Below are 10,812 nucleotides of genomic sequence, written 5' to 3'. Positions count from 1 at the left end.
TAAGCCCCCTTTGGTCCGTAGACATTATGCGGTATTAGCAGTCGTTTCCAACTGTTGTCCCCCACCTCAAGGTATGTTCCCAAGCATTACTCACCCGTCCGCCGCTCGTCAGCAAAATAGCAAGCTACTTTCTGTTACCGCTCGACTTGCATGTGTTAGGCCTGCCGCCAGCGTTCAATCTGAGCCATGATCAAACTCTTCAATTAAAAAGTTTTGTGTCTTTCGACAGCTCAATGAATTCTGAATTTATTTAATATCTTTCGATATTGAATTGACTGTGCTGAATAACTACCTAAGTAATTATCCTGTTGGTCACTCAGTTTCAATTGAGACTCTAATTTGTTTGCCTCACTTAGCGAACTAAGCTTGGCTGTTAGAACTCAATCTGTACGAGTGCCCACACAGATGATTGCTTTATATTGTTAAAGAACGTTGCGACGTTGTCGCTAGGGATGCGTATAATACATCCTTTATTTTTCGAGTCAATACTTTGTTTTAAACTTTCTTACGATAATTTAAAACCGAAGTTTTACTTAACTCTCTGATTAACTCTTGCCTCGCTATGCGTTGGCGCCTGCCGTCTCAGTGGGGTCGCATTATAGGGAGAACAGATTTTTACGCAAGTACTTTTTCAAAGAAAAACTAAAATAAAACACTGTTCGGTCAGTATATGAACGAAAGCCCTTAAAACTGATAGTTTTATAAACAATATAGGCTTTACTGGCACTGAAATAAGCACTACTGCTACACTAATACACTTAATATGTTTAATTTAAAGGTGCATATATGGCAATACGTTCTTATAAAGGAATTACCCCTGCGTTTAATAAGTCTGTTTATATAGACGAGTCGTCTGTATTAGTCGGTGATATTACTATAGGCGATGATAGCAGTGTATGGCCTTTAGTTGCTGCTCGCGGCGATGTTAACCATATTCGTATTGGTGAGCGCTCTAATATTCAAGATGGCAGTGTATTACATTTATCGCGTGCAACTAAAAGCAATCCAGATGGTTACCCTCTTATAATAGGCGATGATGTAACGGTTGGTCACAAAGTGATGCTACATGGGTGCGTACTTGGTAACCGTATACTCGTGGGTATGGGTGCGATTGTCATGGATAATGTAATTGTAGAAGATGATGTTATTATTGGTGGGGGCTCGTTGGTACCACCAAATAAGCGCCTGGAATCAGGCTATTTGTATGTAGGAAGTCCAGCAAAGCAAGCCCGTCCATTGACTGAGCAGGAGCTCGCTTTCTTAAAGATATCGGCAGATAACTATGTCCAATTAAAAGATGAATATCTAGCTGAAGCTAACTAATTCCACTTCAATTTGACCTGCCGAGTTATAACTTTCTTCTTCTATTAGTTGCTCGGCACGTTCTTCGTATTCAAAACGGTATTTTTCAAAATAATCTGTAGCGTGACTTTCATCCGTGAGTTTAAGTTTACTTATCGCAATAACACACTCCACCAGCATGCCACTCACTTGAGCAAAAAACACTAACTGATGATCAGGCTCTCTAAACTCGAGTCTATCTATAAATTGTACAGCTTGGTTCATTTTAGTGAGCCTTGTTTAAGTGCTTTAACCACGGGGAGAATTTCTGGCATTTTGTTATGCCAAACATAATAAGCTTGTGCTGCCTGCCCTACCAACATACCACTACCATCTAAAAGCTTAGTATTGTTATTATGCTCTGCAACCCAGTTCATAAAAATAGTGTTTGTCAGTGAATAAAACATATCGTATGCAACATCACAGCATGTTAAGTGCTTTTTAGCTAAGGCTGGTAATTCGTTATTCATGCTACTAGACGTTGAGTTTACAATTAGTGAGTAATCGCTTACTGGTAAATCATCGAACCCATAGCCTGAAACTTTTCCGTATTCAGCAAATAGCTGAGCTAAGTCTTTTGCTTTTTGAGCGGTACGATTAACAATAATAATTTCTGCGGGTTTTTGTTCAAGCAATGGTAATATTACCCCCCTTGCAGCACCACCAGCACCAATTATTAAAATACGCTTATTTGTAATCACAACTTTGTTAGCAAGGAGGTCATTTACAAAACCAACACCGTCGGTGTTATCTCCTAATAATGTTCCATCGTTTCTTTTTTTAAGTGTATTAACTGCACCGACTATTTTAGCAAGCGGTGTAAGTTCATCAGCCATTGCAAACGCCTGCTCTTTAAATGGCATGGTAACGTTCGCACCTTTTCCACCTTGCTCAAAAAATGTCGATACTGTTTTTTCAAAGCTGTCGATAGGTGCTAATATTGCGCGATAGTCGATTTGCTCACCTAGCGAGATAGCAAATTGTTTATGTATCGCGGGGGATTTTGAATGTTTAATTGGATTTCCAAAAACCGCATATTTGTCCATTTTAAAACAACCTCTTTGCAGCTAAGTGCTGCTTATAATCGATGATAAATAATATGATTAAACGACTTTTTTCTAAATCTAAGCCTAAGAAAGTAGATCAAACACCTACACCTGAAAAAACGCCTTACGAAATCATTGGCGGAGAGAAAGGTGCACGCGCTATTTCTGAACGATTCTACGACATTATGGCCTCAGATGAATACGCTAAACCGTTATATGATATGCATCCTCAACCATTAGATAGAATTCGCCAAGTCTTTTTCGAGTTTTTATCTGGTTGGTTAGGTGGGCCTTCACTATTTGAGCAAAATCATGGGCAGCCCATGTTACGTAAACGCCATATGCCATTTTTAATTGACCAGAACTTACGGGATCAATGGATGTATTGTATGAACAAAACTCTTGATATTGAAATTGACAACCCACTACTTCGAGAAGGGCTTAAAAACTCATTTGCTCAGCTAGCAAGCCACATGATTAACCAACATTAATCATAAACAATAAAAAAGACGCTTTCGCGTCTTTTAAATTGTTTATATTTGCCACTCTCGGGCTATTAGCTCTTCTGGTTTACTTGAAAGCCAAGCTTGTGGTCGCAAGTAATACTGATATAAGTTTGCCTCAAGGCTGTTTTCAGCTGGTGTAAAGTTATACTCCCAGCGCGCTAGTGGTGGCATCGACATTAAAATAGACTCTGTTCGCCCGCCACTTTGCAATCCAAATAATGTGCCTCTATCCCACACTAAGTTAAACTCAACGTAACGACCACGGCGGTAGAGCTGAAAGTCACGTTGCTGTTCAGTGTACTCATCGTTTTTGCGACGTTCAATAATCGGAATATAGGCATCTAAAAAGCCATTGCCGACTGACTGCATAAATGCAAAGCTTTGCTCAAAGCCTAGTTCATTTAAATCATCGAAAAATAAACCACCCACCCCACGTGTTTCATCACGATGTTTAAGGTAAAAGTACTCATCGCACCATGTTTTGTATTTTGAATAAACATCACTACCAAACGGCACACATATATCGTGTGCAACTTGATGCCAATGCTGTACGTCTTCAAATACCGGGTAAAAAGGGGTTAAATCAAAACCTCCACCAAACCACCATATTGGCTCTTCGCCCTCTTTTTCGGCTATAAAAAAGCGTACGTTGGCATGACTTGTTGGTACGTGCGGGTTTTTGGGATGAATAACAAGTGAAACCCCACAAGCATGAAAACTACGCCCTGCAAGCTCTGGCCTATGGGCGGTTGCAGAACCTGGCATGGATGCGCCAAATACATGAGAGTAATTTACGCCCCCCTGCTCAATTACGTTACCATCAGTAGTTACTCGAGTACGGCCACCACCGCCTTCAGCTCTTTGCCAGCTATCTTCGACAAATTTAGCACTGCCATCTGCAGCTTCTAGCCCTTGGCAAATGGTATCTTGCAAAGCCATAAAGTAGGCTTTTACTTGTTCTAATAATTCGCTTTGCATATTACCCTCTAAATACTTTACCGGTCATGGCATCTTTTATTGTGCTGGGTTGTGTGTTTCCACCTAACGGCTCATCAACATAAAAGCCAACTTGATCAGCAAATTGCTCCTTTGCTTGCTCAATGCTTATTACTGTTTCTTGGCCTGTTAAATTTGCACTGGTTGATACCAGTGGCTTTCCAAACTCTTGGCATAAGCGCTTAACTGTTGGGTGATTTGTTACCCTAACCGCAATGGTATCAAACTGCCCTGTTAACCATTTTGGTGTGCTTTTTGCCGCTGGCATAACCCACGTAATAGCAGCAGGCCAACTAGAAAATATGTCTGCACGTTTGTCCATAGGTACTTTAGCATCATCAACATACTTTAATAATTGCCCATAATTATCAGCAATTAAAATAAGGCCCTTTTCAACTGGTCGCTGCTTAATTGCCAATAATTTTTCAACAGCATGCTGATTATCGGGGTCACATCCTAAGCCGAACACAGCCTCTGTTGGATAAACAATAACTTCGCCTTCATTTAAACATGTAAGTGCTGAAGGCGTATTTGAAAGTTCTGACAAGGTGGTCTCCAAAAATGTTAAACGTTATTGAGTAAGCTTATGCATGCAACTTTTTTGCGGGCATTGCAGTAGTGTACCATTTGCCATGTGTCTTTCTATGACGATGGGCCAATCACATTTTGGGCATGGCTGCTCTACAGGTTTATTATTAAGCGTGTATTTACAGCTTGGGTAGCTGTCGCATGAATAAAATACTTTACCAAACTTATTACTGCGAGCAACTAAGTGGCCTTTTTTGCATTTTGGGCATGCTGGTAACGTAGCCTCTTGTTCCTTTTGCTCGTTGTCGTTTGCAATATAATGGCAATCAGGGTACCCCGTACAACCAATAAACATACCGTAACGGCCATTTTTAACAACCAGCGGTTTGCTGCATTGAGGGCAAGAGGAATCTTCAAGTACTTTTATTTCGTTACTTTCGTGGTGTACTAATGGCCTAATAAAGTCACATTGAGGGTAACTTGCACACCCCAAAAAAGGGCCTGACTTACTGTTGCGGATCACTAACTCTGAACCACACTGTGGGCATACTTCGTATTCTTTTTCTAAGGCGTGCTTATTCGCCGAAAAAAGCGAATGGTCGATTTTACTCATAGTGTTCCTAAGAGGTAAGTGAATTTTCGCCTAATATACCCAAACCACTTAAAGATACAAGCTATGCTATGCGCTTCATCTCGAGTAATTTGGGTTATATAAATAAATTCATAAGGTATTAATGCAATAACTCGGTGGGCTCATCAAAAATTAAGTCTTCCATTTGCTCGTATGCCTCTTCAGAACCGGGGACATTAAATAACACCATAAGCACTATCCACTTTAAATCATCTAAGCTAATCGCTGGCTTATCAAGTGCTGCGAGCTTATCCATAACCATTTCACGGGTAATACTGTTAATAACCCCGATTTGCTCAACAAACATTAAAAAACCACGACACTCAACGTTTAGCATATCGCATTCGCTTTCTGTAAATATACGAATAGCGCGCCCTGGGTTAGCGATTAAATAAGGAGATTCATCGCTGTGTTGTAAATCGGCTAACTGTTCTAGCCAATTTAAGGCTTTAAATATTTCTGGTTTATTAAAGCCTGCACGAACTAACTCGTCGGTTAATTCATTTTGCTCAGCAAAAATGTCAGCTTCGCTATGAATGTAATTTTCAAATAGATACATAAGAATATCGAACATGCTACCTTCCTACGCTAAGCCTAATATAACCATCTAAAATGCGTTCAATTTGATCGTCTAACTCTAAATCAAGCAACCTTGCCAGTACTTTATCTATTGGCCATTGAACACGGCGTACAATATCGTCAACAGTTGTTACCTCAAACCCAATACTGTTTAAAACTTCACAATCACTACTTTGCTGAAGCGTTTCTTCTTTACTATATAGACCGCTTTGATAAGAAAAGCTCACTTCATCTAAAATATCTGTCACATTTTCAACAAGTTTAGCACCTTGCTTAATTAAAAAGTGGCTGGCTTGTGCAAGCGGGTTTTTAATAGAGCCTGGTACTGCAAACACCTCTTTATTTTGTTCAAGCGCATAACGCACAGTAATTAATGAGCCGCTTTTAATTTCAGCTTCAACAATTAATACACCTAAAGATAAGCCCGAAATAATCCTATTTCGACGAGGGAAATTATGTGCGTTAGCGGCGGTTCCGGGTAAAAACTCACTAATTAATAAACCACTATTGAGTACTTGTTCTGTTAATAGTTTATGGCGTTTAGGGTAGTAAATATCAACACCCGTGCCTAATACCGCGATAGTTTTACCACTCCCTGCTAAAGCACCTTTATGTGCTGCGCCATCTATTCCTCTAGCCATGCCCGATGTCACAGTAATACCAGCCTTTGTTAATTCGTAGGCAAACTCGGAAGCTATTTCAAGCCCTGTAGGGGTGGCGTTACGGCTACCAACAATGGCTATTTGCGAGCTAGAAAGCAAAGACACATCGCCCTTACAAAATAGTAATAAAGGTGCGCTAGCTATGTGTTTTAGTGAATCTGGGTAACGTGTATCAAAAAAACAAATAACTTCAATATTATGCTCTGCAACAAGCCGCTCATAATGCTGTACTTTTTGCCAATCTGTATTGAGTAAATTACTGGCCTGATTAGCCGTTAACCCTAACTCGTGTAATTTAGCGTGGGGTAAGTCAAACAATGACTCAAGTGGGTGGTGTTTAGATAGGGCTAATAAGGTTTTTGTGCCTAATCCCTTACACATATAAAAGGCAAGCCAGTGAGCTAACTTGCCTGATGACTGATCCATGCTCTCTCCTAGAGCACCGACTCGCTACTTCTTAATGAATAACTGCAATATCTCCAACGCGAATTGGGTGCTGGTTTTTTGTTATTAATGCATAACTTACTTTGTCATACACTTTGAATACAATTAACTCGCCTACTTTTTCTTTAGGCATTTTCCATGTTGTATTATCTTCGTCAGCTTTATTACTAAACAACTGACTTGCATCAGATAACAGTTTTTCAAATTTACTTGAATCCTCTGGGTAACGAGGACCACGAGGGCCATCAATAACCGTAGGTGACTCACGCTCTAAATCTAAAACATGACCTGGTTCAATATTTTGCTCGCTGCCTAAGTTTAGCACTACAACATCCATCGTGCTGAATTCTCTTACTTGGCGAGGAGACGCTATAACTTGCCCTTCAACTGGCTCTAGTGGGCGGTGAATATCAAAATAGGCTGGCAGCAACTGCCCCTCCATTGCTGGCATTAAAAAATCACCTTGTTTAATTTCTCGTTTTACTGACTCAACACGTAATGACGACGGCACACCATTACTTTCATCGCCACTCCTAAACGCTCGCGCCATGCCAACGTACGATGCACGCGTTGCTAATACTTCGCCTGTGTTTAAATCTCTGTAGGGTTCACCCTCGTTGTAAATCGCATAAGCACCATGTACTTTTAAGTCACCTTTAACGTATAAAATATGGCCTAACGTTTGTGTTTTTGTGTTTTCGTTAGCACCTAACACATACGGCATATTTTTTATATCGTCGCTGTTAATCGCTTGCTCGTAACTTAAATAAGGTTTAATCATTTGCAAAGGTAAGGTGGTAATTGCATTCAACCCTTTTGGGGTAATACGTCCTTGAGGTGACAGCTTTCGGTACGCTTTATTAATAACTAAACGTGGATTTCCGTCAGCATCGTATATAAGTGCCAATGCATCACCCGGATAAATTAGGTGAGGGTTATCGATTTGCGGGTTCATTTGCCATAGTTCTGGCCACAACCATGGCTCGTCTAAATAAATGCCAGATATATCCCACAACGTATCACCTTTTTTTACAACATACTGTTTTGGTGCATCTTTTTTTATTTTTAGCACATCAGCAATCGCCCCAAAAGAGGTGCTTAGTGCCAGTATGATTGCAACTAACGGAAATTTCATTGAGCTTCCTTGTATTGTTTTTTCATTATTATTGCCCAAAACCTGTTAAAGGTGAACGTGAATGGCTAAAATAAGAGCATACAATACCCTAAATTAAGCACAAGTGAAAAAGGTAACTAATGGCTAGGTTAGAAGTTTTAAGATTTCCAGATGAGCGTTTACGTACAATAGCAAAAGATGTTGCAGACGTTGACGACCAAGTTCGCCAAATTGTAAAAGACATGCTCGAAACCATGTACGACGAAAATGGCATTGGTTTAGCAGCAACACAAGTAAATATCCACCAGCGTATTGTGGTTATTGATGTCTCTGAAGAGCGTGACGAACCACTGGTATTAATTAACCCGCAAATCATTAAAAAAGATGGGTCAACGATTAGCGAAGAAGGCTGTTTGTCAGTGCCTAACTCGTACGCAAAAGTAGACCGAGCAGAAACAGTGACTGTGGCCGCACTAAACGAAAACGGTGAAGAGTTTGTGTTAGACGCAGATGAGCTATTAGCTATTTGTATTCAACACGAACTAGACCACCTTCAAGGCAAGCTATTTATTGATTACTTATCTCCATTAAAGCGCCAACGTATTCGTAAAAAACTTGAAAAAGAAGCTAAGTTTGCAGCACAGTAATCAGTACCTTAGGAAAACTCAGTGATCCAACCATTACGCATAATATTTGCCGGTACGCCGGATTTTGCCGCACGCCATTTACAAGCGCTAATAAATAGCGAACATGAAATTGTGGGCGTATATAGTCAACCAGATCGCCCAGCAGGTCGTGGTAAAAAATTAAAAGCGAGCGAAGTTAAAGCGCTAGCACTTGAAAATGACTTGCCTGTTTTTCAGCCTCAGTCATTAAAAAATGATGAGGCACTTGCAGAGCTCACCGCTTTAAACGCCGACATAATGATTGTGGTGGCCTATGGCTTAATTTTACCCAAAGCTATTTTAAATGCGCCACGCTTAGGCTGCTTAAACGTGCATGGTTCTATACTACCTCGCTGGCGTGGTGCTGCGCCTATTCAACGTGCAATTTGGGCGGGTGACGAGGAAACGGGCGTAACCATAATGCAAATGGATGAGGGCTTAGATACCGGCGACATGCTGCATATTAGCCGCTGCCCTATTAGTGACACAGAAACCAGTGCCAGTTTATATAACAAACTAGCAGAGTTAGGTCCTAGTGCATTAATCGACACCGTTAATAAGTTAGCTAATGACGACATTACCCCTGAGCCTCAAAATGATGAGCTAGCTAACTACGCTAAAAAACTCTCTAAAGAAGAAGCAAATATAGATTGGTCTATGAGCGCCGTGCAAATAGAGCGTAATATTCGCTCTTTTAATCCTTGGCCAGTGTGTTTTACCCAAATGGGCGAGCAAACCGTAAAAATATACCAAGCTAAAGTAGTTGATCAATCAGGTAAGCCAGGCGAAATTTTAACAAGTGATAAAAACGGTGTTGTGGTTGCCTGTGGTGAACACGCTTTAAGTATTACTCAGTTACAACCGCAAGGTAAAAAACCAATGGCAATTAGCGACTTTTTAAATGGTCGCAGTGACTGGGTTAGCCCTGGCACACTATTAGGCGAAAATAATGAATAAAGTACAAAACGTACGAGCGCTAGCCGCAGAGACTTTATATAACGTGGTTGATAAAGGCGCTTCGCTTAATCAAGAACTACCATTTGCAAGCCAAGGTTTACCACCAAAAGACAAAGCACTGTTACAGCAAATTTGTTATGGCGTATTACGCTACTTACCTAGCCTTGAAAACTACTGCCAACATTTAGTAGAAAGCCCATTAAAAGGTAAACGCAGAATTTTTCAGTTTTTACTCTACGTAGGTATTTATCAATTGCAGCACATGCGCGTTCCACCGCATGCAGCAATAAGCGAGACCGTAAATGCACTGGGTCAAATGCGTGCACTAGGATTAAAAGGGTTAATAAATGCTATTTTACGTAGCTTTCAACGCCAGCAAGCAGAGCTTGAAGAAAAAGCAAAGCTTATTCCAGTGTGTTTATACAACCACCCCAATTGGTTTATTAAACAGGTAAAAGAAGCCTACCCAGAAAACTGGGAAGCCATACTTGAAGAAAACCAGCAACAAGCGCCAATGTGGTTACGTGTAAATCAATCACAATTTAGCACGCAAGAATACAGTGATATGCTAACGGCTAACGATATAGAACATACATTAAACCCAAACTTTATAGACGGGATTAAACTAGCCAAGCCGCGTGATGTTTTTTCACTTCCTGAGTTTGATACGGGTGCTTGTTCAGTGCAAGATGCAGCAGCGCAATTAGCTGCTCGCTTTTTAGAGCCAAAAGATGATGACGTTATTTTAGATGCCTGTGCAGCACCCGGCGGTAAAACATGCCATATATTAGAGCTTGCCGACGCCGACGTACTTGCACTTGATAGCGATGCCACTCGCCTTGAACGCGTAAAGCAAAACTTAACCCGTATAGGTTTAGGTGCCGACCTACAATGTGGTGATGCATCGCAACCGCACACATGGTGGGACGATGAACAGTTCGATCGTATTTTATTAGACGTGCCTTGTTCAGCAACCGGCGTTATTCGTCGCCACCCTGATATAAAATGGCTACGCCGTGCATCCGACATTGAAGACTTAGCCGCACTACAAGGCGATATACTCAATAGCATTTGGCCTCTACTCAAGCCTGGTGGTACATTGGTATATGCAACATGTTCGGTTCTTCCAAAAGAAAACCAACAACAAGTTGCTAAATTTTTAGCTAATAACGATGACGTAGAGCATATTCCACTTCATGATAAAGACACCCTCACCATACCGGGTTTACAGCTACTTCCGGGTGAAAGTGATGGTTTTTATTACGCTAAAATGGTTAAAAAAGCCTAGTTAAACAGGGCTTAATAACGCGTACAACAAGCCATTTTTAAATTTAAAAATGGCT

Annotated in this window: 13 protein-coding genes and 1 rRNA gene; 5 read left to right on the top strand and 9 right to left on the bottom strand. The window is 40.7% G+C overall.

Annotated elements, in window-relative coordinates; genetic code table 11:
- A 16S ribosomal RNA gene (locus P20480_RS18345) occupies window positions 1–206 on the bottom strand; the annotation flags it as partial.
- 580 nt (window positions 207–786) lie between these two features.
- Here P20480_RS18345 and P20480_RS06375 point away from each other — a divergent pair.
- Window positions 787–1,323: a gamma carbonic anhydrase family protein gene (locus P20480_RS06375; protein ID WP_006794012.1), complete on the top strand. Its 537-nt coding sequence runs from the start codon at window positions 787–789 to the stop codon at window positions 1,321–1,323.
- Here P20480_RS06375 and P20480_RS06380 read toward each other — a convergent pair.
- Complete coding sequence (locus P20480_RS06380) at window positions 1,306–1,566, bottom strand: DUF1488 family protein (protein WP_008130816.1); 261 nt, start codon at window positions 1,564–1,566, stop codon at window positions 1,306–1,308. The genes P20480_RS06375 and P20480_RS06380 overlap by 18 nt on opposite strands.
- Complete coding sequence (aroE, locus tag P20480_RS06385; RefSeq protein ID WP_006794010.1) at window positions 1,563–2,387, bottom strand: shikimate dehydrogenase; 825 nt, start codon at window positions 2,385–2,387, stop codon at window positions 1,563–1,565. The genes P20480_RS06380 and aroE overlap by 4 nt, the downstream gene beginning before the upstream one ends.
- A gap of 53 nt (window positions 2,388–2,440) precedes the next feature.
- On the opposite strand from aroE, the gene P20480_RS06390 reads away from it, so the two are divergent.
- A complete protein-coding gene (locus tag P20480_RS06390; protein ID WP_021032469.1) occupies window positions 2,441–2,878 on the top strand; it encodes a group II truncated hemoglobin in 438 nt (145 codons plus the stop codon).
- A 42-nt stretch (window positions 2,879–2,920) separates the two neighbouring features.
- Here the strand turns inward: P20480_RS06390 and hemF are convergent, their stop codons facing one another.
- From hemF to P20480_RS06420, 6 genes are all read right to left on the bottom strand, one after another.
- Entirely contained in the window at window positions 2,921–3,871 is a 951-nt protein-coding gene (gene hemF / locus P20480_RS06395) for an oxygen-dependent coproporphyrinogen oxidase (RefSeq protein WP_006794008.1), read from the bottom strand.
- A 1-nt stretch (window position 3,872) separates the two neighbouring features.
- Entirely contained in the window at window positions 3,873–4,436 is a 564-nt protein-coding gene (tsaC, locus tag P20480_RS06400) for an L-threonylcarbamoyladenylate synthase type 1 TsaC (protein ID WP_006794007.1), read from the bottom strand.
- 24 nt (window positions 4,437–4,460) lie between these two features.
- A complete protein-coding gene (locus P20480_RS06405) occupies window positions 4,461–5,030 on the bottom strand; it encodes a DNA topoisomerase family protein (RefSeq protein ID WP_008130812.1) in 570 nt (189 codons plus the stop codon).
- Between the two features lie 118 nt (window positions 5,031–5,148).
- Window positions 5,149–5,622, bottom strand: a complete 474-nt coding sequence (locus P20480_RS06410; RefSeq protein WP_008130811.1) for a DUF494 family protein — start codon at window positions 5,620–5,622, stop codon at window positions 5,149–5,151.
- 1 nt (window position 5,623) lies between these two features.
- Window positions 5,624–6,715 (bottom strand): DNA-processing protein DprA, encoded by a 1,092-nt coding sequence (gene dprA, locus P20480_RS06415; protein ID WP_008130810.1) that lies wholly within the window; start codon window positions 6,713–6,715, stop codon window positions 5,624–5,626.
- A gap of 31 nt (window positions 6,716–6,746) precedes the next feature.
- Window positions 6,747–7,868 carry a LysM peptidoglycan-binding domain-containing protein gene (locus tag P20480_RS06420; protein WP_006794003.1) on the bottom strand — a complete coding sequence of 374 codons (1,122 nt, stop codon included), beginning with the start codon at window positions 7,866–7,868 and terminating at the stop codon, window positions 6,747–6,749.
- 119 nt (window positions 7,869–7,987) lie between these two features.
- On the opposite strand from P20480_RS06420, the gene def reads away from it, so the two are divergent.
- Genes def through rsmB form a run of 3 tightly spaced genes read left to right on the top strand, consistent with a single transcriptional unit; the run spans window position 7,988 to window position 10,757 of the window.
- On the top strand, window positions 7,988–8,494 hold the full coding sequence (gene def / locus P20480_RS06425) for a peptide deformylase (RefSeq protein WP_006794002.1): 507 nt from the start codon (window positions 7,988–7,990) through the stop codon (window positions 8,492–8,494).
- Window positions 8,495–8,515: 21 nt separating this feature from the next.
- Complete coding sequence (gene fmt / locus P20480_RS06430) at window positions 8,516–9,469, top strand: methionyl-tRNA formyltransferase (RefSeq protein WP_006794001.1); 954 nt, start codon at window positions 8,516–8,518, stop codon at window positions 9,467–9,469.
- Window positions 9,462–10,757 (top strand): 16S rRNA (cytosine(967)-C(5))-methyltransferase RsmB, encoded by a 1,296-nt coding sequence (gene rsmB, locus P20480_RS06435; RefSeq protein ID WP_008130806.1) that lies wholly within the window; start codon window positions 9,462–9,464, stop codon window positions 10,755–10,757. Before fmt ends, rsmB begins: the two co-directional genes overlap by 8 nt.
- Window positions 10,758–10,812: the final 55 nt, after the last annotated feature.

The organism is Pseudoalteromonas sp. BSi20480 (assembly GCF_000241365.1).
GTDB classification, from domain to species: Bacteria; Pseudomonadota; Gammaproteobacteria; order Enterobacterales; family Alteromonadaceae; genus Pseudoalteromonas; species Pseudoalteromonas marina.
Note: the sequence above shows the minus strand (reverse complement) of the source record. Positions and strands in the feature narration are given on the sequence as shown.

Excerpts from the sequence above, each read along its gene's own strand:
- def (WP_006794002.1), top strand. The coding sequence starts at position 7,988 with ATGGCTAGGTTAGAAGTTTTAAGATTTCCAGATGAGCGTTTACGTACA.
- P20480_RS06410 (WP_008130811.1), bottom strand. The coding sequence starts at position 5,622 with ATGTTCGATATTCTTATGTATCTATTTGAAAATTACATTCATAGCGAA.
- P20480_RS06420 (WP_006794003.1), bottom strand. The coding sequence starts at position 7,868 with ATGAAATTTCCGTTAGTTGCAATCATACTGGCACTAAGCACCTCTTTT.
- aroE (WP_006794010.1), bottom strand. The coding sequence starts at position 2,387 with ATGGACAAATATGCGGTTTTTGGAAATCCAATTAAACATTCAAAATCC.
- P20480_RS06390 (WP_021032469.1), top strand. The coding sequence starts at position 2,441 with ATGATTAAACGACTTTTTTCTAAATCTAAGCCTAAGAAAGTAGATCAA.
- P20480_RS06380 (WP_008130816.1), bottom strand. The coding sequence starts at position 1,566 with ATGAACCAAGCTGTACAATTTATAGATAGACTCGAGTTTAGAGAGCCT.
- rsmB (WP_008130806.1), top strand. The coding sequence starts at position 9,462 with ATGAATAAAGTACAAAACGTACGAGCGCTAGCCGCAGAGACTTTATAT.
- P20480_RS06405 (WP_008130812.1), bottom strand. The coding sequence starts at position 5,030 with ATGAGTAAAATCGACCATTCGCTTTTTTCGGCGAATAAGCACGCCTTA.
- P20480_RS06375 (WP_006794012.1), top strand. The coding sequence starts at position 787 with ATGGCAATACGTTCTTATAAAGGAATTACCCCTGCGTTTAATAAGTCT.
- dprA (WP_008130810.1), bottom strand. The coding sequence starts at position 6,715 with ATGGATCAGTCATCAGGCAAGTTAGCTCACTGGCTTGCCTTTTATATG.
- hemF (WP_006794008.1), bottom strand. The coding sequence starts at position 3,871 with ATGCAAAGCGAATTATTAGAACAAGTAAAAGCCTACTTTATGGCTTTG.